Genomic DNA, 20,346 nt, shown 5'->3' with positions numbered 1-20,346 from the left:
ACTCATTTAGGGGCACCTTCGTGCCAGGGGAAGGCCCGTTGGGTCAGGCGCTTGAGGCCCCAATCCATCAGCCAGGCGAGCAGGGTGATCCACACCACGTACGGCAGAATCACATCCATCGCCAGGTAGCGCCGCACCAGGAATATCCGGTAGCCAAGACCATCGGTGGAGGCGATGGCTTCGGCCGCGATCAGGAACAACCACGCCGAGCCCAGCATCAGGCGCAACGAGATCAGCAAACGCGGCAGCAATTGCGGCAGGACCACGCGCAGCATCAAGGTCCAGGTCGAGGCGCCGAGGGTCTGGGCCTTGATCAGCAACTCGACGGGGATTTCCCTGGCGCGCTGTTCCAGATCACGGGCCAGGCAGGGGGTGATGCCGATCACGATCAGCATCACTTTCGACAACTCCCCCAACCCGAACACGATGAACAGAATCGGCAGGATCGCCAGCGGTGGCACCATCGACAGCACCGTCAGTAATGGCGATAACGGCGCGCCGAACAGCGGCAGGGTTCCGGCGGCGATGCCCAGGCACAGCCCGGCCAATGCACTGATGCCCAGGCCGATCGCCAGCCGGCGCAGGCTGGAGGCAGTGTCTTGCCACAGCAGGTATTCACCGGTGCGGGTGTCGGCGCTGAAGGCCAGGCGTTTCACCGCATCGGTCATCTGCACGGCGCTCGGCAGCAGTTTGTCGTTGGGGTTGTCCGTCAGTCGTTCGGCCGAGCCCATGAAATAGGCGAACAGCACCAGGGCGAACGGCAGGATCACCAACAGCAGGCGGCTGGGGCGGTCAGGGTGGCGATTGATCAGGCGCATGGCCAGTCCTCCTGTTTACAGCTTGGCGTCGGCCGCCATCTGCACGTAGGTCGGGTCGAAGCGCAGCTTGAGGTTGGACTTGTCGCCGCTGGTTACGCCATTGGCGAAGGCCATGCCGACGGCGCTGGTGTCCTTGGCGCCTTCACCCAGCAAGCCGTGCTGGAACGAGAACTCGGCGACCTTGCGCATGGTTTCCGGCAGTTGCTTGCTGGTGGAGAAGGCCAGGGCTTCCTTGGGCGTGGCGAACAATTTGGTGGTATCGAGTTGCGACTGGAAACCGGCCAGGTCGGTGCCCGAGGCTTTGGCCATGTGTTCGAGGGCGGCTTTGCTGGCGGCGTTTTTTGCGTTCATCAGCTCGACCACTTCGAACCAGGCGCCGGTCAGCGCTTTGCCCAGGGCCGGGTTGTCCTTGAGGGTGGCGCTGTTGACCACCATCATGTCCATGATTTCGCCGGGGATCTGGCTGGAGTTGAAGACTTCGGTGACCCCGGGCCTGGCCTTGATGTCCGAGAGCATCGGGTTCCAGGTGGTGACGGCGTTGACCTGATCGGTGTTGAAGGCGGCGGAAATGTCGGCGTCGGAGGTGTTGACCACTTTCAGGTCTTTCTCGGTGAGGTCTACCGAGTCCAGTGCCCGGGCCAGCAGGTAGTGGGACACCGACAGCTCCACCAGATTGACGTCCATGCCCTTGAGGTCGCTGACCTTCCTGCCGTCACCCTTGAGCACGATGCCGTCGTTGCCGTTGGAGAAATCACTGACGATCAGCGCGGTGCTGTCGACGCCACCGGCCGCCGGAATGGTCAGGGCGTCCATGTTGGTCATGGTGCAGCCGTCGAACTGGCCGGCGGTGTATTGGTTGATGGATTCGACGTAGTCATTGAGCTGCACCACATCGATCTCGATGCCGTACTTCTTCGCCCATTTGTCGACGATGCCCTGGCTGCCGGCGTACTCCCAGGGCATCCAGCCGGCGTAGAGGGTCCAGCAGACGCTGAAGTGGTCTTTCTGGGCGGCCTGGGACGAGACGCTCACGAAGGCTGCGAAGACAGCGGCGAGCAGGGCGGGTAAACGTAGCTGGGACATGGTGGTTCTCCAGTTGATCATGGGCGGGCAGGAGTCAACGCGGCACCGGTAACGGTGGCTTGTCTCCCGGGCTTTTGTCCCGCCGTGTAACCTCAACTGGAGGTCGCCAACTCTCGGACCAGCCACTCGCCTTAGCGAGCCGGAACCCTAGTCAGCCATTGCAAATTGTGGTGCCGCGAACCTGTGATGACTCCTGCACGTCTTTGCTAAAGCGAGAGCCGTGCCAAGTCGGCTGAAGCGCTCTAGGCCGCAGGAAATCGCAACAGTCGCTGTAGGAAAGGGAAGGGGGGTTGCCTTGTGATGGTGCGCGAGTGCACTGCAATGGGACGTGTTGGCCGCTGATCTGAAGGTGCTTTGCGGGGCGCACCCGGTATTTCGGCGGCCATGGCCCGCGGTATTACCGGGGCGGATATCACCACTGGCACCGTTAATAGCAGATGGAGGATGAAAAACCTTTCATCGGCGTCTTGTTTCAATGTGTTTCGCAAACGCACCAGATTTCGAATTCGATGTCTGATCTCTCGACAGTCACCGAATAATTGACTGTCGCCTGCCAGCGTCGCTGGTGTGGCTCACTCGCGGTCCAGGAGGCCGCCATGCTCTGTCGAATAAAACTCCGCCGAATGCTGCTGATTGCTGTTTTGGGATTGTCTCTTGGTGCATGCGTACCCTATTCCGATGGAGGAGCCAGCTACTACCGTTCCGAGGTCTACACCTCTCCTGCGCCGTATTACTCCGGTGGCGGGCCTTACTACTCCAATGGCGGTTATTACACGGCGCCGCGCAGGTACTATTCGCCGCCTGCACGGTATTACCAGCCCACTCCGCGGTATTACCACCAGCCGCGGGTGTATCAATCGGCGCCGCGTTATTACCAGCCGTCGCCACGAGTCGACTATCGGGCGCATCAGAGTCGCGGCTGGGATGGCCATAGCCGTGGCGGTTGGGACGGCCGTAGCCGCGGCGGTCGGGATAACGACAACCGCAGCCATGGCGGGCGGGACAACCGAGGCGGCCGAGGCGACCACAACGGACGCGGCGATCACGATGGCCGAGGCGGTCACCGTTAATACGAGTTAAACGCAATACCTGTGGGAGCGAGCTTGCTCGCGAAGGCGGTTTATCAGACGGCATTGATGTCATCTGACACTCCCTCTTCGCGAGCAGGCTCGCTCCCACATTTTGTTCAGCATTCCTACAGGTCTGCCAAGGGATGCCGACCTTCCCAAGCCTTATGGAAATGAGCCTCCACCACCGCATCGGGCACGTTGTTGATGTCCGGCCAGTGCCAGTGAGGTTTCTGGTCCTTGTCGATCAACCGTGCCCGCACACCCTCTCTGAACTCCGGATGCCGGCAGCAGTTGAGACTGATGGTGTATTCCATCTGGAAAACCTGAGCCAGGGACATATGCCGGGCACGGGCGATCTGTTCCCACACCAGATGAGCGGTCACGGGCGAGCCTTCGCTCATGGTTTTCGCCGCGCGACTGAGTAGCAGGTCGGTGTTATCGCGCTGCTGGCTGATGGCCTTCCAGGCACAGCGTACGTCGCTGACATCCAGCAGCTCATCGATCTGCTGACGTCGCGGCAGCCACTGGGCTTCGGGCATCTGCCCGAGCGCCTCCTGCTGCAAGGCCTTGAGCAGACTGTTGAGTTGCATCGCCACCTGTTCCTGCCAGTTCAACTGCAGCAAACCTTCGAACAACTCTTCTTGCTGTTCTTCGAGCAGGAAACGGTCGGCCAGGTCCAGGTCGATCGCATCGCGACCGTTCATATGGGCGCCGGTCAGGCCGAGAAACAAACCGAGCTTGCCCGGCAGGCGCGACAGGAACCAGCTGGCGCCGACATCCGGGTACAGGCCGATACTGATCTCCGGCATGGCCAGGCGGCTGCTCGGCGTGACAATCCGGATACTCGCCCCTTGCAGCAGCCCCATGCCACCGCCCAGTACATAACCATGCCCCCAGCAGATCAGCGGTTTCGGGTAGGTGTGCAGCCTGTAGTCCAGGCGATATTCCGCCGCAAAGAAGTGTGCGGCCAAGGGCGGCACTTCACCCGGGTGAGCGCGACAGGCTTCCACCAGGCTGCGGACCTCGCCACCGGCGCAAAAGGCCTTGGCGCCGTTGCCACGCAACACCACGCAGACGATTTGCGGTTCCTTGGCCCAGGCATCCAGTTGATCGCGCAGGGCGTTTATCATCGGCAGGGACAGGGCGTTGAGGGAGTTTTCGGCATCCAGGCTGGCAACGCCGATGCGTGCGCCGTCGGTGCCGGTGAGTTCTTCGAAGTGCAGATTCATCGTGACCTCGGTCGGGAATTTGAACGTTCAGTATGATCGCTGTGCAAGAAAGTGCCGGATCTGCGTCAGATCAATTGACAAGCATGGTCGGCTTTCCTAGGGTTCGCCCCATTGTTTTTGCCGGAAGTAACCATGACTGCTGACGACCGTATCAAACTCGAACCGAGCTGGAAGGAGGCACTGCGTGCCGAATTCGACCAGCCCTACATGGCGGAGTTGCGTAACTTCCTGCAACAGGAACGCGCGGCGGGCAAGGAGATCTATCCACCGGGTCCGATGATTTTTAACGCGCTCAACTCGACGCCGCTGGACAAGGTCAAGGTCGTCATCCTCGGTCAGGACCCGTACCACGGTCCGGGCCAGGCCCATGGCTTGTGCTTTTCGGTGCAACCGGGCGTGCCGGCGCCGCCATCGCTGGTGAACATCTATAAAGAGTTGAAACGCGACCTGAACATCGATATCCCGAGCCACGGCTATCTGCAAAGCTGGGCCGACCAGGGCGTGCTGATGATCAACACCACCATGACCGTGGAACGCGCCACCGCCAACGCCCATGCGGGCAAGGGCTGGCAGCACTTTACCGATCGGATCATCGAAGTGGTCAGCGAGCATCAGCCGCACCTGGTGTTCCTGCTGTGGGGGGCGCATGCCCAGAGCAAGCAGAAACTGATCGACGCCACCAAGCACCTGGTGCTGACCTCGGTGCATCCGTCGCCGCTGTCTGCCTATCGCGGCTTTCTCGGGTGCGGGCACTTCAGCCGGACCAACAAGTTTCTGGAACAGAATGGCGAGACGCCGATCGAGTGGCGGTTGCCACCGATTTGAAAAGCATCGCCAGCAGGCTGGCTCCCACATTGGTTTTGCGGTGATTACAAAACCTGTGGGAGCCAGCCTGCTGGCGATGAATTCAACGCGGCTTTACTCTGAGTTGCGGTTCCAATACTTGAACAACGGCTCCGCCAGAAACAACACAAACAACAGCCGCATCACCTGCATCGCCGTCACCAGCGGCACCGACAGCTGCAGGGTCTCGGCTGTCAGGCTCATCTCCGCAATCCCGCCGGGCATCATGCCCAACGTCAGCGAACGCAGATCCAGATGGGTCAGCGCACTCAACCCCAGCGCCGCCAGCGTAGCGATCAACATGGTCAACACCGTACCGATCAAGGTCCGGCCCATGAACGATGGCGCCCGACGGAAAAACTGCCGGTTGAAGTGACAACCCAGCCCGCTGCCGATCAGCCATTGACCTATCTGGCTACCGCCATCAGGCAAGCCGATGTGCAGGTCCCAACCAATGCTCACCGCGGCAGTCACCAGCAACGGCCCGAACAGCCAGGGGTTGGGTTGACGAAGACGTTCCCAGAGCCATGCCGCCAGGGCGCCTGCCGGGAATAGCAGGGCCAGCCAGCGCCAGTCGACGACGCTCGGATGGAACACCGGTGCCCCCTCGCCGAGCAAGTACTTGAACGCTGCCGGCACGCAAAGTACCACCACCAGTACCCGCAGGCTTTGCCCCGCCGCCACCCGGCTGAGCACCGCACCGTTACGCGCGCCGAGGTTGACCATCTCCCCGGAACCGCCGGGCATGCTGGAGAAAAATGCCGTGGCGCGATCCTCGCCGGTACGGCGCATCAACCAGACCCCGACCACGGCCGACAGGCTGGTGACCAACGCACCGAAGAAGATCAGGCCGAAGTGGCTCAACACCTGCTCCATCACCACCGGGGTGAAGTGCAGGCCGATACCGATGCCGACGATCCACTGGCCCACCTTGCGCCCGCCAGGGATTTCCGCCAGTTGCCACGGAGTCAGGCAGCGCACCAGGATGATCGCCAGCAACGAGCCGACCATCCACGGCAGCGGCCAGCCGACCAAACTGGCGAGGTAGCCGCCCAGTGCGCCAACCAGCGGCGTACCCCACCAGGCGTTGAACGGTGTTCGATCAGACATCGGCGAGCGCGCGCCGGGCGACCGAACGTTTGCGCCAGATCCGCAGGATCGGCATCAGCAGCATCAACGCGGTCAGCACCCAGACGCCGAAGGTGATCGGGCTCGACCAGAGGATTTCCAGTGCACCGTTGGAAATCGACAGGGCGCGACGCAGGTTCTGCTCCATCAGACCGCCGAGGATGAAGCCCAGCAACACCGGCGACAACGGGAAGTCCAGCTTGCGCAGGATGTAGCCGAAAATGCCGATGCCGATCATCAGGAACAGGTCGAAGGTGGTCGCGTGCACCGCGTAGACGCCAATCCCGGTGATGATGGCGATCACCGGCACCAGCGCCCAGTTCGGCACGGCGAGGATGCGGGTGAAGATGCGGATCATCGGGATGTTGAGGATCACCAGCATCACGTTGGCGACGAACAACGACGCGATCAGGCCCCAGACGATGTCCGGTTGCTGCTGGAACAACAGCGGGCCAGGAGTGATGTTGTACAGCGACAGCGCGCCGATCATCACCGCCGTGGTACCCGAACCCGGAACGCCGAGGGTCAGCATCGGCACCAGTGCACCGCAGGCGGCGCCACCGATGGCGGTTTCCGGAGCCGCGAGGCCACGCATGTCGCCTTGTCCGAACGTGCCCTTGGCGCCGGCGATACGTTTCTCGGTCATGTAGGCCACAGCACTGGCCAGCGTCGCGCCGGCACCCGGCAACACGCCCATGATGAAACCCAGCAAACCGCACCGGATGTTCACCACGAACACCGCCGAAGCTTCCTTGAAGTTGAACATCATGCGCCCGGTGGCTTTCACCGCTTCCTGGCCGCGATGGGTTTTTTCCAGCAGCAGGAGGATTTCGCTGATGGAGAACAGTCCCAACACCAGCACCACGAACTGAATGCCGTCAGTCAGATGGATGTTGTCCCCGGTGAAACGGTACACACCGCTGTTGGCATCGATGCCGACGGTCGACAGAAACAGACCGATCAGCGCCGCGATAAAGGTCTTCAGCGGCCGATCGCCGGCCATGCCGCCCAGGCAGACGATCGCGAACACCATCAGCACGAAGTATTCCGCCGGCCCGAAGGCAATCGCCCATTTCGCCAGCAGCGGGGCGAACAGCACCATGCCGCAGGTGGCGATGAACGCACCGATGAACGAGCTCCAGGCCGACAGCGACAACGCCACACCGGCCAGGCCTTTGCGGGCCATCGGGTAACCGTCGAGGGTGGTCATCACGGTGGAGGCTTCGCCCGGAATGTTCAGCAGGATCGAGCTGATCCGGCCGCCGTATTCGCAACCCAGATACACCGCCGCCAGTAGGATCAGCGCCGACTCCGGTGGCAGGCCGAGGGCGAACGCGATCGGAATCAGCAACGCCACGCCGTTGATCGGACCCAGCCCCGGCAACAGCCCGACGACGGTGCCGATCAGAGTGCCGCACAGCGCGGTCACCAGGTTGTACGGGCTAAGCGCGACGCCGAAGCCCTGACCCAAATAGCCAAGAGTATCCATATCAGTTCTCCAGAACGTCGAGCACGCCCAGCGGCAGTGGCACGTCCATCAACTTGTCGAACAGCAGATAAAGACCGATGGCCATCAGGCTGATGATCACCGTACTGGGCAGCCAGCGGCCGCCATACAGGCGTGCCATCGGGATCCCGATCAGAATGCTCGCGACGATGAAACCAAGGGGCTCGAAGGTCCCGGCGAACAACAGCAACAGCAGCACGCAGATGCCGATTTTGATCAGGGTCTCGCGGTCGAGTTTCGGGTCATCATCGCTGTGCACGATCGGCGTCGGGCGAATCACCATGTACAGCAGGCCAAGGCCCATCAGGCCAAGCATCAACAGCGGAAAGGCGCGTGGTCCGACCGGTTCGTAGGAAAAAGCCGCTTGATACGGCCACGCCATCAGTGCCAGGCCGATGCAGGCCAGCAACAGCACCGAAGCGAAAATGCGTTGTAAGAGCATGGAAAACTCCTGTGCCACGGCCCCGGGAGTACGGAGCCGCAGCCGCTAGACAGAGGCGATCACTGAATCAGGCCGAACTCTTTGGCCAGCACTTTGTAGTCGGCAACCTGCTTCTTCACGTAGGTATCCAGCTCGGGGCCGGTCATGGCGAACGGGAAGAGCTCGCGCTGATCGCGCAGCTTGGCGAATTCGTCCGAGGCCAGGAGTTTGTCGAAGGAGTCTTTCCACCAGGCGTAGTCTTCGTCGCTGACTTTTGGCCCGAGGTAGAAACCGCGTACCACCGGCCAGACGATGTCGTAGCCTTGCTCTTTGGCGGTCGGGATGTCTTTCATTTCCGGCTCGTCCAGACGTTTTTCGGAGAACACCGCGAGCAGACGCATGTCGCCGCTCAGGATGTGCGGCATGGAGTCGGAGATGTCGGTGCTGCCGACCTGGATGTGGCCGCCGAGCAGCGCGGTGGCAATTTCGCCGCCGCCTTCGAGGGCGACATACCGCAAGTCGCGCGGGTTGATCCCGGCGGCCTTGGCGATCAGGGCGGTCTGCATCCAGTCCTGGCTGCCGACGGTACCACCGGACCCGATGACCACGGAGCTCGGGTCTTTCTTCAGCGCCTTGACCAGGTCGTCGAGGTTTTTGTAGGGCGAATCGTTTTTCACCGCGATGGCGCCATAGCTGGTGCCGACTGCCGCCAGCCAGCGCACGGCGTTTTCATCGAAACGACCGAATTTGCCCTGGGCCAGGTTCAGCAGCGAACCGCTGGACCAGGCCACCAGCGTGCCGGCGTCGGCCGGACGCTGCGCCACCACCGCGTTGTACGCTACGGCGCCGACACCGCCCGGCATGTAGGTCACGCGCATCGGTTTGCTCAGCAATTTCTGGTTCACCAGCGCGCTTTGCACCAGTTTGCAGGTGAGGTCGAAACCGCCGCCTGGCGAGGCCGGGGCGATGCATTCCGGGCGTTTGGGCTCGGCCATCAGTTGGCCGGCAAACAGCACACAGCTGGCGGCGAGGGCGAAACGGCGCAGGGATCGATTCATTGTTGTCTCCAGGGGAGTTGTTGTTTTTAGGATGTTTCAGATGCGGCTGTGTTGCGCCGTGCAGCCGGGTTCGGCCCTGGCGAGCGAAAACGATGGGAAAGGAAGGGGAGAGCGAGCTTGAAGCTGTAGGGACAGCATGGTGCAGTACCTCGTTATTGTTCTTATTGGCGAAAACGCATCGAGGCGCTTTTCGGGAGCTACATTTCAAAGCACGAGCCGATGGCTTGCAGTCGAAACCATCCGTGGGCCGACTCTACCGATCGAACCTTTCGCTAACCTTTCAGCCGACTTTCACGGTTTTCGGGGTTCACAGAGGCGGATGCGGCTGTAAACTCCGCGCCAAAGAATGGCGTCGAACATCCCTGAATGAGGTAAAGATCCATGCGTGTTCTGCTCGTCGAAGACCATCTGCAGCTCGCCGAAAGTGTCGCCCAGGCGCTCAAGAGCACCGGCCTGACCGTGGATGTGCTGCACGACGGCGTGGCCGCCGACCTGGCCTTGAGCAGCGAGGAGTACGCCATGGCGATCCTCGACGTCGGCCTGCCGCGCATGGATGGTTTCGAAGTGCTGGCGCGCCTGCGGGCCCGGGGCAAGAACCTGCCGGTGCTGATGCTGACCGCCCGCAGCGACGTCAAGGACCGGGTCCATGGCCTTAACCTCGGCGCCGACGATTACCTGGCCAAGCCGTTCGAACTGACCGAGCTCGAAGCCCGGGTCAAAGCCTTGCTGCGCCGCAGCGTGCTCGGCGGCGAACGCCAGCAGACCTGTGGCGTGCTGGCGTACGATCTGGACACCCGGCGCTTTACCCTCGGCGATGAACTGCTGACGCTGACCTCCCGCGAGCAGGCCGTGCTCGAAGCCCTGATCGCCCGTCCCGGCCGGGTGATGAGCAAAGAGCAATTGGCCTCCCAGGTGTTTGGGCTGGACGAAGAAGCCAGCCCCGACGCCATCGAGATCTACGTCCACCGCTTGCGCAAGAAGCTCGACGGGCAGCCGGTCGCCATCGTGACGTTCCGCGGTCTCGGCTATTTGCTGGAAAGCCGCGATGCATAATAAGCCCAGCAGCCTGCGCTGGCGGTTGCTGTGGAACCTCGCGCTGTTGCTGGTGGTATTGATGCTGGCCAGTGGTTTGAGTGCGTACTGGAACGGTCGCGAAGCGGCCGACACCGCTTATGACCGGACGTTGCTGGCCTCGGCGCGGACCATCGCGGCCGGCCTGTCCGAGCGCGACGGCAGCCTCAGCCTCGACGTGCCTTATGTGGCCCTGGACACCTTTGCCTACGACAGCGCCGGGCGGATTTTCTACCTGGTCAACGACATCAACCAGAAGCTGATTTCCGGCTACGAAAACCTTCCGCCACCGCCGCCGGGTACGCCGCGCACGGACGACTATCCGGCGCTGGCGCGCTTCTACAACGCTAAATACCAGGGGCAGAATGTCCGCGTGGTGAGCCTGCTCAAGCCCGTGAGCGAGCCGAACATGAACGGCATGGCGGAAATCCGTGTGGCGGAAACCGATGAGGCGCGGGTCAGCATGGCGCGCAGCCTGGCGGCGGACACCTTGTTGCGGCTTGGAATGTTGGCGATCGGTGCGTTGTTGATGGTGTGGTTTGCGGTCAGCGCGGCCCTGCGTCCGCTGGAGCGCTTGCGCACGGCGGTGGAGGAGCGTCAGCCCGATGATTTGCGGCCGTTGCCCCTGGTGGAAGTGCAACATGAGTTGTGGCCGCTGGTGCGCGCGCTCAATCACTTCACCGAACGCCTGCGCGGGCAGTTCGAACGTCAGGCGCAGTTCATTGCCGATGCCGCCCATGAACTGCGTACGCCCTTGGCGGCGCTCAAGGCCCGGCTCGAACTGGGTCTGCGCTCGACCGAACCGCAGACCTGGCGCAGCACCCTGGAAACAGCCGCCCAGGGCACGGATCGCCTGACCCATCTGGCGAACCAGCTGCTGTCCCTGGCACGGGTGGAGAATGGCGCGCGGGCGATCGCCGAGGGCGGCGCGCAGTTGCTGGACCTGAGCCAGTTGGCGCGCGAACTCGGCATGGCCATGGCGCCACTGGCGCACAAGCGTGGCGTGGCCCTGGCGCTGGAAGCGGATGAACCGGTGTGGCTGCGCGGTGAGCCGACGCTGTTGAATGAATTGCTGAGCAATCTGGTGGATAACGCGCTGGCACACACGCCATCAGGCGGCAATGTGATCTTGCGGGTGACCGCGCCGGCGGTGCTGGAGGTCGAGGACGACGGTCCCGGGATCCCCCTTGAGGAACGTGATCGGGTGTTCGAGCGTTTCTATCGACGCAATCAGCAAGTGGCCGGGTCCGGGTTGGGCCTGGCGATTGTCGGCGAAATCTGCCGTGCACATCTGGCGCAGATCAGCCTGCATGATGGCGAGCATGCGGGGTTGAAGGTGCGGGTGAGTTTTATTGCGGGGGAGTGAGGGTGTTTGTGCTGGCCTCTTCGCGAGCAGGCTCGCTCCCACATTGACCGAGTTCCTCCTGGAGAAATGCAATCAATTGTGGGAGCGAGCCTGCTCGCGAAGGACGCGACGCGGTCTTGATCAATAAAACATCGATCGCGATTCTTCCAGCGCCCTGCACCTGACCTCGTTGTCCAGATCAATCCCCAGCTTCTGGAACGCCGGCACGCTCGACGCATCGATCCCGGCGAGCGGGTGGTCCGTGCCCTTGTAGCAAAACAGGCAAGCCACCTGCACCAGGTCGACATAATCGACCCGTGCCGACTGGCGGTCGAAATCCAGGTAGCTCCCCGGCAGCTGCACCAGCATTTCCGGAAATTCCCAGACCCTGAGCAGCTTGTCGCCGATCAATGGATGAATCTGGTCGATCACATGGTTCAGGCTGATCGAATCCGACAGCAGTTCATTGTGATCTTCGGCGTAGGTCAGGATCGGCAGCACGCCGATCTGATGCACCAGCCCACCCAATGCCGCCTGATCGGGCTTGAGTTGGGTATAGCCGCGGCACAGCGCATAACTGACCCCGGCGATTTCCAGGCTCTTGCGCCAGACGTCGCGCATCTTCTGTTCCACCACCTCGGAACGGGCGTGGAAAATCTGCTCCATCACCAGGCCGATCGCCAGGTTGCTGCTGTAATTGACGCCCAGGCGAGTGATCGCCGTGTGCAGGTCAGTAACTTCCCGGGTCGCGCGCAGCAGCGGGCTGTTGACCACTTTGATCAGGCGCGCCGACAACGCCGTATCGCGGCTGATCACTTTGCTCAGGGTGCTGACACTGATTTCCGGGTCTTCGGCGGCCTTGCGAATCTGCAGGGCCACTTCCGGTAACGTTGGCAGAACCAGGTCATCGTTATCGATGGCCGCAACCAAATCCTGTTGGACCTTATCCGCCAGCTTGCTCATTTCTTATCTCTGGGTGTTGCGCCAAGTGCTGCCGTCAACGCTGGATTTCGCGATCGCGATCCAGTTGATAAGGCAGGTCGAGCAGGTGCAGGGCTGGCCCTTCGAGCGCGGCCAGATGAATATCGCCACCTTCTGCTGCTTCGGCTTGCAACACCGCCAGGAGTTCAATGTTTTGCTCGGCGCGGGCGGCGAGCACCACTTCACCGATAGCGCTGCCATGGGTCGGCGAAAACAGTGGAGTGCCAGGCTCTGGCAATTCGCTGGCATCCAGTTGCAGGCGATACAGGCGACGCTTGAGTTTGCCCAGGTACTGCATCCGCGCGACGATTTCCTGCCCGGTGTAGCACCCTTTCTTGAAGCTCACACCACCGACGGCTTGCAAGTTGAGCATCTGCGGGATGAACAGTTCACGGGTACCGGGCATGACCTGACCGACGCCGGCGCGGACCTGACCGAGCAGCCATTGATTCAGCTCGCCTTCGGCCAGCAGGGCGGTCAACTTGCCCTTGATAGCGTCTGCCTGATCGGCGCCAACCCAGAGTTCGACGCGGTCCGGGGAGACGCGGATGGCGATCAGACCGTCATTGCGCACGACACTGTCGATGTCTGCCGGCAGCCCGAGACCCAGGCTGGCCAGGGCCGCATCGCCATGTTCGATGCCGAAGCGAACCCAGGCGGCGCTTTCATCCGTCAGCCTGGATTTGGAGAACACCGCGTACTTCTTCAGGTCGGCCAGTTGCGGTTCCAGCAGTTCGGTGGCCATGGCCAGCAGAACGCCGTCACCCTCGAGCAAGATGCGGAAACTCGATTGCATCCGGCCTTTCTGCGTGCAACGTGCGCCAAGACTGGCCCGGGTGGCGCTCAGGTAGTCGAGGTTGCAGGTCAATTGGCCTTGCAGGAATTTACCGGCATCCGCGCCGCGGACCGCGAGAACGCCTTCGTGAGACAGGGTGCAGAAAAAAGCAGAATCGGCCATGGGTCATCGCAGGATAAAGAGTCTGGGGGACATCATAAGGGGGCGCCCATGAAATGGGTAGTTCACAAAAGAGCGGTGTTGCCCGACCAAAGCCGAGTGTCCGACTCCGCCCGGGGCTGTATACTTGCCGCCTATTTGAGGAGCGCTCCATGGTCGAAGATGTTGAACTGAATCGCCTCTACTGGCACAGCCGTCGCGGCATGCTTGAACTTGACGTGTTGCTGGTGCCGTTCGTGAAGGAGGTCTATCCGCACCTCAACGATGTCGACCGCGATTGCTATCGCAAGCTGCTCGAATGCGAAGACCAGGACATGTTCGGCTGGTTCATGGAACGCGCCGAATCTGAAGATCCGGAACTGCAGCGCATGGTGCGAATGATCCTGGATCGTGTCCAGCCCAAGTAATTCGTTCGAATGCCGCTGGCATGCCTCGCGGCAGCTGCTGGCGGTGTATCTGTTGGCCCAGCTGTTCGCGCTGGCTTCGTTGTTTCTGTTGTCCATACCCGTCTGGGCCAGTCTGCTCGGCGTAGCGCTGTGCGTGACGCACGGCGCCTGGGTATTGCCGCGCCAGGTTCTGTTGACGCATCCGCAGGCATTTTGCGGTTTGCGTCACGACGGCAACGGCTGGCAGCTATGGAGCCGGGCAGCAGGCTGGCAACCGGTGCAACTGCGCCCGGACAGCCTGGCGCTACCCTTGATCGTGGTGCTGCGTTTTCGTCTGCGCGGTGAGCGGCATGCCAGATCGATCTGTGTGCCCCGGGATTCACAGGCGGCGGATCTGCACCGACGCCTGCGGGTCCGGCTCAAGTTCAGTCGACGTAGGTGGGCGGCACCAGAATAGTGTCCAGGGCGACCGGCAGCATGTCCGGGTAGTCGAGGGTGTAATGCAGGCCTCGGCTTTCCTTGCGCTCCATGGCTGACTGGATCATCAACTCTGCCACCTGGGCCAGGTTACGCAACTCGATCAGGTCGCGACTGACCTTGTAATTGCTGTAGAACTCGTCGATTTCGTCCAGCAACAGGCGCACGCGGTGCTGTGCCCGCTGCAAGCGCTTGTTGGTGCGCACGATACCGACGTAGTCCCACATGAACCTCCGCAGTTCGTCCCAGTTGTGCGCAATGATCACGTCTTCGTCGGAATCGGTGACCTGGCTCGCATCCCAGACGGGCAGGGCGATCGGGATCGACACCTGGGGCAGCTGCTGAAGAATGTCCGCCGCTGCCGAACGCGCGTAGACGAAGCATTCCAGCAACGAGTTGCTGGCCATGCGATTGGCCCCGTGCAGGCCGGTGAAGCTGGTTTCGCCAATGGCGTACAAGCCTGGCACGTCGGTGCGGCCCTGCTGATCGACCATCACGCCGCCGCAGGTGTAGTGCGCCGCCGGTACCACCGGGATCGGTTGCTTGGTGATGTCGATGGAGAACTCGAGGCAGCGCTCGTACACCGTCGGGAAATGGGCCTTGATGAACGCTTCGGGTTTGTGGCTGATGTCCAGGTAAACGCAATCGACCCCCAGGCGCTTCATCTCATGGTCGATGGCCCGGGCGACGATGTCCCGTGGGGCCAGTTCGGCGCGCGGGTCGAAGCGCTGCATGAAACGTTCGCCGTTGGGCAGCTTCAGGTGCGCACCTTCGCCGCGCAGGGCTTCGGTGACCAGGAAACTCTTGGCTAGCGGGTGATACAGGCAGGTGGGGTGAAACTGGTTGAATTCCAGGTTCGCCACCCGGCAGCCGGAACGCCAGGCCATGGCGATGCCGTCACCACAGGCACCGTCAGGGTTGCTGGTATAGAGATAGACCTTGGCGGCGCCACCGGACGCGAGGATCACAAAGCGCGCGCCGTAGGTGTCGACTTCGCCGGTGGCACGGTTGAGCACGTAGGCGCCAAGGCAGCGATCACCTTCAAGGCCCAGGCGTTTTTCGGTGATCAGGTCGATCGCGACCCGCTGTTCCAGCAGTTCGATGTTCGGTCTTAGCCTGGCCTTGTCGAGCAAGGTCCGGAAAATCGCTGCGCCCGTGGCGTCGGCAGCATGGATGATGCGCCGATGACTGTGGCCACCTTCGCGGGTCAGGTGGAACTCGAATCCACCGTCCTCGGTGCCGGACTGTTCATCGCGGGTGAACGGCACGCCTTGGTCGATCAACCATTGAATCGCCTCTTTACTGTGCTCGACGGTAAAGCGCACAGCGTCTTCGTGACACAGGCCACCGCCGGCATTGAGGGTGTCGTCGACGTGGGATTCAACGGTGTCGGTGTCATCCAGGACGGCCGCGACACCGCCCTGGGCCCAGAAAGTCGAGCCATTGGCGAGGTCGCCTTTGCTCAGTACGGCGATGCGCAAATGACCGGGCAAGGTCAGCGCAAGGCTCAAGCCGGCAGCACCGCTGCCAATTACCAGAACATCATGTTGAAACTGTTGGCTCATTTCAGGATTCCGCTCAAAGCGACCCGGGTCGGGGTTGGCGCATGACGCCTGGATCGGCGAGTCAAGACAGCCACACAGCCCTCTAGTATATAGAGGGGTGGATCGGCACAATAGCCGAGCTGGTATGGCATTGTGAAACTACTGTGACGGCAAAAAGGGGACGCTTCGTCGGATGATTTTTCCGATGGTTCGCCGACAACACGACTGTATCGTGGATTTAACACCCTTTTTCTGTTCAGGGTTGCACAATGTCGGCTCGGCACGGCTATAAATATTTGGAACTTTTGCCAAAGACCCAAGATCAATAGACGGTTGCCTGAATCAAGGGACAGTGTCGGCTTTCAGTGCTGGGTCGTGGTTTGATCTTCACCGGCGAAACCGATGACAAGATTATTCGCGCAGCCGGGTCAACTCGCGCTGCGCTTTTCGTGCGTGCCAAATCAGAGCCCGCAGGAAACTTGCTTGGAGGGGGAGAACTTTTGCGAAAAGCCCGAGTCTATGTTTGCAAGCCTGGTTGTTTAGTTATGCAAGCCTCCTCCGAGCTTATCGAGGAGTGTTCATGCTAACCCAGGAAGAGGATCAGCAGCTGGTCGAACGCGTTCAGCGCGGCGACAAGCGGGCATTTGATCTGCTAGTGCTGAAATACCAGCACAAAATTCTCGGGTTGATCGTGCGTTTCGTGCACGACACCCATGAAGCCCAGGACGTAGCACAGGAAGCCTTTATCAAGGCGTACCGTGCACTTGGAAATTTTCGCGGAGACAGCGCGTTTTACACGTGGCTTTACCGCATCGCCATTAATACGGCGAAAAACTATCTGGTTTCACGCGGCCGCCGGCCGCCTGATAGCGATGTCAGTTCCGAGGATGCAGAGTTCTACGATGGCGATCATGGCCTCAAGGACCTCGAGTCGCCAGAACGTGCATTGCTGCGCGATGAGATCGAAGGCACCGTCCATCGAACCATCCAGCAACTTCCAGAAGATTTGCGTACAGCCTTAACTTTACGTGAATTCGATGGTCTGAGTTACGAGGACATTGCGGCCGTCATGCAATGTCCGGTGGGTACCGTGCGCTCCCGGATTTTCCGCGCTCGGGAAGCCATCGATAAAGCCCTGCAGCCGTTGTTGCAGGAAAACTGAGACAGCGGCGATAGCCAAGAGAGGAACGCCATGAGTCGTGAAGCCCTGCAGGAATCGCTGTCCGCAGTGATGGATAACGAAGCGGACGAACTGGAATTGCGTCGGGTATTGAATGCCTTTGACGATGTTGAAACCCGTGAAACATGGGCTCGTTATCAAATCGCTCGGGCAGTGATGCACAAGGATCTGCTGCTTCCACGTCTGGATATTGCCTCGGCAGTGTCCGCAGCGTTGGCCGATGAAGCGGTACCGGCAAAAGCTTCCCGTGGTCCATGGCGCAGCTTGGGTCGTCTGGCAGTCGCTGCTTCAGTTACGGTTGCGGTATTGGCAGGTGTTCGTCTGTACAACCAGGACGAGATCGCCGGTGTCGAACTGGCCCAGCAATCCACTCAGCAGGGTCTGGCCGCTCCTCAGGTCAAGGGTCCAGCTGTCCTGGCAGGCTACAATGAGAGTTCGGACGCCACCGGTCCAATGGCCAATGGTGTATTGCAAGGTCAGCCAGGCTGGCATGATCAGCGTTTGCCAGGCTACTTGCGCCAACATGCTCAACAGGCAGCCCTGAAAGGTACTGAGAGCGCGTTGCCTTACGCTCGTGCAGCAAGTCTGGAAAACCGTTAAGGAGGACCATGCGCTCCATACCTCTACTTACGCTTCTGCTCGGTGGCTGGTTCGTTGTTCCAGCCCATGCCGACGAAGCCCGGAACTGGTTGATCCGTCTGGGCCAGGCCGAGCAACAGCAAAGCTTTCACGGTACTTTCGTCTACGAGCGTAACGGTAGTTTTTCTACCCATAACATCTGGCACAGCGTCCAGGATGGCAAAGTCCGCGAGCGTTTACTCCAGCTCGACGGCTCGGCGCAGGAAGTCGTGCGTATTGATGGGCATACTCAATGCGTCAGCGGCACCCTGATCGCAGGACTTGGGGATTCCCCGAATTCCGCTGCTCGTGCACTCGATCCTCAAAAGCTCAAGAATTGGTATGACCTTGCCGTCGTTGGCAAGTCGCGTGTGGCCGGGCGTTCGGCAGTGATCATTTCCCTGACGCCTCGCGATCAGCATCGCTACGGCTTCGAACTGCATCTGGATCAAGAAACCGGCCTGCCTCTCAAGTCATTGCTGCTCAATGACAAAGGGCAATTGCTGGAGCGATTCCAGTTCACCCAACTCAATACCACCGACGTGCTGGCTGACAAAGATCTGCAGCCGGGCGACGATTGCAAGACAGTTGCCCTTGATAGCGACAAGGCTTCCGCAGCCAAGGTTGCCCAAGTCTGGCATTCGGACTGGTTGCCGCCCGGTTTCGAGCTGACCAGCAGTTCCGCACGCAAGGATCCGCAGACCAAGATTCAGGTCGATAGTCTGATGTACGGCGATGGTCTCGCCCGTTTCTCGGTATTTCTCGAGCCACTGAATGGCGCAACAGTCACCGATACCCGCGTTCAGTTGGGTCCGACCGTTGCAGTATCGCGGCGCCTGGATACCCCTGAAGGCAAAATGATGGTCACCGTGGTCGGTGAAATCCCTATTGGCACCGCTGAACGCATTGCGCTGTCCATGCGTAACGACAGCGCTGCGACCAGCAAGCAATGAGCTGATTTTTCGGCCATTTCCACCTCGTCTGCGAGACGTCGAAATGTTTGCTGAGCATTTTCATTTGCAAATATCCCGAAAATTTTTTATAGGTCAGAGCATCTCGGCTCTGGCCTTGTTTGTTGTTCCCGGAACAAAAATACCGGCCCGTCGTGACCGGTGTTCCTTGCTCCATATCGCTTAACCCTGCTCGTCGTAATGGGAGCTGTATGTCGATACTCAGTTTGAAGTCTTATCTCTCCGTTTTTGCCACCGTACTGGTGCTTGGCCAGGCGATTCCTGCGCAAGCGGTGGAACTGCCTGATTTCACGCAGCTGGTGGAGCAGGCTTCGCCTGCGGTGGTGAACATCAGTACCACGCAGAAACTGCCGGACCGTAAAGTGAACCAGCAGATGCCCGACCTTGAGGGCTTGCCGCCGATGCTGCGCGAGTTCTTCGAGCGCGGCATGCCGCCACAACCGCGTACGCCACGCGGTGATCGTCAGCGTGAGGCCCAGTCCCTGGGTTCGGGTTTCATCATTTCGCCTGACGGCTACATCCTGACCAACAACCACGTGATTGCCGATGCCGACGAAATCCTCGTCCGCCTGGCTGACCGCAGCGAATTGAAAGCCAAGCTGGTCGGCACCGATCCGCGTTCCGACGTGGCCCTGCTGAAAATCGAAGGCAAGGACCTGCCGGTGCTCAAGCTCGGCAAATCCCAGGACCTGAAAGCCGGGCAATGGGTCGTGGCAATCGGCTCGCCGTTCGGTTTCGACCATACCGTGACCCAAGGCATTGTCAGCGCCGTCGGCCGCAGTCTGCCGAACGAAAACTATGTGCCGTTCATCCAGACCGACGTGCCGATCAACCCGGGTAACTCCGGTGGTCCGCTGTTCAACCTGGCGGGCGAAGTGGTAGGGATCAACTCGCAGATCTACACCCGTTCGGGCGGCTTCATGGGCGTGTCCTTCGCGATTCCGATCGACGTGGCCATGGACGTTTCCAATCAGCTGAAAAGCGGTGGCAAGGTCAGTCGTGGCTGGTTGGGCGTCGTGATTCAGGAAGTGAACAAGGACCTGGCCGAGTCGTTCGGTCTTGAGAAGCCTGCCGGTGCGCTGGTGGCGCAGATCCAGGATGACGGCCCGGCGGCCAAGGGTGGCCTGCAAGTGGGCGACGTGATCCTGACCATGAACGGTCAACCGATCGTCATGTCCGCCGATCTGCCGCATCTGGTAGGTGCACTGAAGGCCGGCTCGAAAGCGGACCTGGAAGTGATTCGCGAAGGCAAGCGCAAGAACGTCGAACTGACGGTTGGCGCTATTCCTGAAGAAGGCAAAGAGCTGGATGCCCTGCCAAAATCCAGTCTCGAGCGCAGCAGCAATCGCCTGGGTGTTTCCGTGGCCGAGCTGACCGCCGAGCAGAAGAAAACCTACGACCTCAAAGGCGGTGTTGTCATCAAGGAGGTCCAGGACGGCCCTGCTTCCCTGATCGGCTTGCAGCCTGGCGACGTGATCACTCACCTGAACAATCAGGCGATTGGCTCCACCAAGGAGTTCACCGATATCGCCCAGGCACTGCCAAAGAACCGTTCGGTGTCGATGCGGGTCCTGCGTCAAGGTCGCGCAAGCTTCATCACCTTCAAACTGGCTGAGTAATCCGGTTGTCGGTATCGGCCCGGACTATTGTTCGGGCCGCAT

The 20,346-nt window shown here is 60.8% G+C and carries 20 protein-coding genes and 1 riboswitch; of the genes, 10 read left to right on the top strand and 10 right to left on the bottom strand.

The window, feature by feature from the left end; all coding sequences use genetic code 11:
• Window positions 1–2: 2 nt before the first annotated feature.
• Entirely contained in the window at window positions 3–818 is an 816-nt protein-coding gene (locus tag ACA041_RS24805; RefSeq protein WP_497438248.1) for an ABC transporter permease, read from the bottom strand.
• A 15-nt stretch (window positions 819–833) separates the two neighbouring features.
• Entirely contained in the window at window positions 834–1,901 is a 1,068-nt protein-coding gene (locus tag ACA041_RS24800; RefSeq protein WP_497438247.1) for a putative urea ABC transporter substrate-binding protein, read from the bottom strand.
• Window positions 1,902–1,962: 61 nt separating this feature from the next.
• Window positions 1,963–2,063, bottom strand: a riboswitch (guanidine-I (ykkC/yxkD leader).
• Between the two features lie 434 nt (window positions 2,064–2,497).
• Between ACA041_RS24800 and ACA041_RS24795 the strand changes: the two genes are divergently transcribed.
• Window positions 2,498–2,971: a hypothetical protein gene (locus ACA041_RS24795; protein ID WP_497438246.1), complete on the top strand. Its 474-nt coding sequence runs from the start codon at window positions 2,498–2,500 to the stop codon at window positions 2,969–2,971.
• A gap of 125 nt (window positions 2,972–3,096) precedes the next feature.
• On the opposite strand, the gene dspII is transcribed toward ACA041_RS24795, so the two are convergent.
• The gene (gene dspII, locus ACA041_RS24790) at window positions 3,097–4,200 is read right to left on the bottom strand and encodes an enoyl-CoA hydratase/isomerase DspII (protein ID WP_497438245.1); all 1,104 of its coding nucleotides are present in this window, start codon (window positions 4,198–4,200) and stop codon (window positions 3,097–3,099) included.
• Between the two features lie 132 nt (window positions 4,201–4,332).
• On the opposite strand from dspII, the gene ung reads away from it, so the two are divergent.
• Complete coding sequence (ung, locus tag ACA041_RS24785; RefSeq protein WP_497438244.1) at window positions 4,333–5,025, top strand: uracil-DNA glycosylase; 693 nt, start codon at window positions 4,333–4,335, stop codon at window positions 5,023–5,025.
• 93 nt (window positions 5,026–5,118) lie between these two features.
• Here ung and ACA041_RS24780 read toward each other — a convergent pair whose 3' ends face one another.
• From ACA041_RS24780 to ACA041_RS24765, 4 genes are read right to left on the bottom strand one after another with little or no spacing between them, the layout of a single operon-like run.
• Window positions 5,119–6,153, bottom strand: coding sequence for an AbrB family transcriptional regulator (locus ACA041_RS24780; RefSeq protein WP_497438243.1), 1,035 nt, complete (start codon window positions 6,151–6,153; stop codon window positions 5,119–5,121).
• A complete protein-coding gene (locus ACA041_RS24775) occupies window positions 6,146–7,660 on the bottom strand; it encodes a tripartite tricarboxylate transporter permease (protein ID WP_497438242.1) in 1,515 nt (504 codons plus the stop codon). The genes ACA041_RS24780 and ACA041_RS24775 overlap by 8 nt, the downstream gene beginning before the upstream one ends.
• 1 nt (window position 7,661) lies before the next feature.
• A complete protein-coding gene (locus tag ACA041_RS24770) occupies window positions 7,662–8,120 on the bottom strand; it encodes a tripartite tricarboxylate transporter TctB family protein (protein WP_497438241.1) in 459 nt (152 codons plus the stop codon).
• Window positions 8,121–8,179: 59 nt separating this feature from the next.
• Window positions 8,180–9,157, bottom strand: a complete 978-nt coding sequence (locus ACA041_RS24765; RefSeq protein WP_497438240.1) for a Bug family tripartite tricarboxylate transporter substrate binding protein — start codon at window positions 9,155–9,157, stop codon at window positions 8,180–8,182.
• Between the two features lie 381 nt (window positions 9,158–9,538).
• Here ACA041_RS24765 and ACA041_RS24760 point away from each other — a divergent pair, with 381 nt between their 5' ends.
• Window positions 9,539–10,210 (top strand): response regulator, encoded by a 672-nt coding sequence (locus tag ACA041_RS24760; protein WP_497438239.1) that lies wholly within the window; start codon window positions 9,539–9,541, stop codon window positions 10,208–10,210.
• Complete coding sequence (locus tag ACA041_RS24755) at window positions 10,203–11,594, top strand: sensor histidine kinase (protein WP_497438238.1); 1,392 nt, start codon at window positions 10,203–10,205, stop codon at window positions 11,592–11,594. The genes ACA041_RS24760 and ACA041_RS24755 overlap by 8 nt, the downstream gene beginning before the upstream one ends.
• 120 nt (window positions 11,595–11,714) lie before the next feature.
• Here ACA041_RS24755 and ACA041_RS24750 read toward each other — a convergent pair whose 3' ends face one another.
• Both ACA041_RS24750 and ygfZ read right to left on the bottom strand, forming a co-directional pair.
• Complete coding sequence (locus ACA041_RS24750; protein WP_497438237.1) at window positions 11,715–12,536, bottom strand: HDOD domain-containing protein; 822 nt, start codon at window positions 12,534–12,536, stop codon at window positions 11,715–11,717.
• Window positions 12,537–12,570: 34 nt separating this feature from the next.
• Entirely contained in the window at window positions 12,571–13,512 is a 942-nt protein-coding gene (gene ygfZ / locus ACA041_RS24745; RefSeq protein ID WP_497438236.1) for a CAF17-like 4Fe-4S cluster assembly/insertion protein YgfZ, read from the bottom strand.
• A gap of 149 nt (window positions 13,513–13,661) precedes the next feature.
• Here ygfZ and ACA041_RS24740 point away from each other — a divergent pair, with 149 nt between their 5' ends.
• Window positions 13,662–13,916 (top strand): FAD assembly factor SdhE, encoded by a 255-nt coding sequence (locus ACA041_RS24740; RefSeq protein WP_007944081.1) that lies wholly within the window; start codon window positions 13,662–13,664, stop codon window positions 13,914–13,916.
• Window positions 13,900–14,352 (top strand): protein YgfX, encoded by a 453-nt coding sequence (locus ACA041_RS24735; protein WP_497438235.1) that lies wholly within the window; start codon window positions 13,900–13,902, stop codon window positions 14,350–14,352. The genes ACA041_RS24740 and ACA041_RS24735 overlap by 17 nt, the downstream gene beginning before the upstream one ends.
• Here ACA041_RS24735 and nadB read toward each other — a convergent pair.
• Entirely contained in the window at window positions 14,321–15,937 is a 1,617-nt protein-coding gene (gene nadB / locus ACA041_RS24730; protein WP_497438234.1) for an L-aspartate oxidase, read from the bottom strand. The two genes, ACA041_RS24735 and nadB, sit on opposite strands and share 32 nt — an antisense overlap.
• A gap of 559 nt (window positions 15,938–16,496) precedes the next feature.
• Between nadB and rpoE the strand changes: the two genes are divergently transcribed.
• The 4 genes from rpoE to ACA041_RS24710 all read left to right on the top strand — a co-directional run bounded on the left by rpoE (window position 16,497) and on the right by ACA041_RS24710 (window position 20,304).
• Window positions 16,497–17,078: an RNA polymerase sigma factor RpoE/AlgU gene (rpoE, locus tag ACA041_RS24725; RefSeq protein ID WP_007944079.1), complete on the top strand. Its 582-nt coding sequence runs from the start codon at window positions 16,497–16,499 to the stop codon at window positions 17,076–17,078.
• Between the two features lie 30 nt (window positions 17,079–17,108).
• Window positions 17,109–17,696 carry a sigma-E factor negative regulatory protein gene (locus ACA041_RS24720; RefSeq protein WP_497438233.1) on the top strand — a complete coding sequence of 196 codons (588 nt, stop codon included), beginning with the start codon at window positions 17,109–17,111 and terminating at the stop codon, window positions 17,694–17,696.
• An 8-nt stretch (window positions 17,697–17,704) separates the two neighbouring features.
• Window positions 17,705–18,667 carry a MucB/RseB C-terminal domain-containing protein gene (locus tag ACA041_RS24715; RefSeq protein WP_497438231.1) on the top strand — a complete coding sequence of 321 codons (963 nt, stop codon included), beginning with the start codon at window positions 17,705–17,707 and terminating at the stop codon, window positions 18,665–18,667.
• Window positions 18,668–18,876: 209 nt separating this feature from the next.
• A complete protein-coding gene (locus tag ACA041_RS24710) occupies window positions 18,877–20,304 on the top strand; it encodes a DegQ family serine endoprotease (RefSeq protein WP_497438230.1) in 1,428 nt (475 codons plus the stop codon).
• The last annotated feature ends 42 nt before the right edge of the window (window positions 20,305–20,346 follow it).

It is taken from the genome of Pseudomonas sp. LBUM1676, from assembly GCF_059695605.1.
This window is presented reverse-complemented; position numbering and strand designations above follow the sequence as displayed.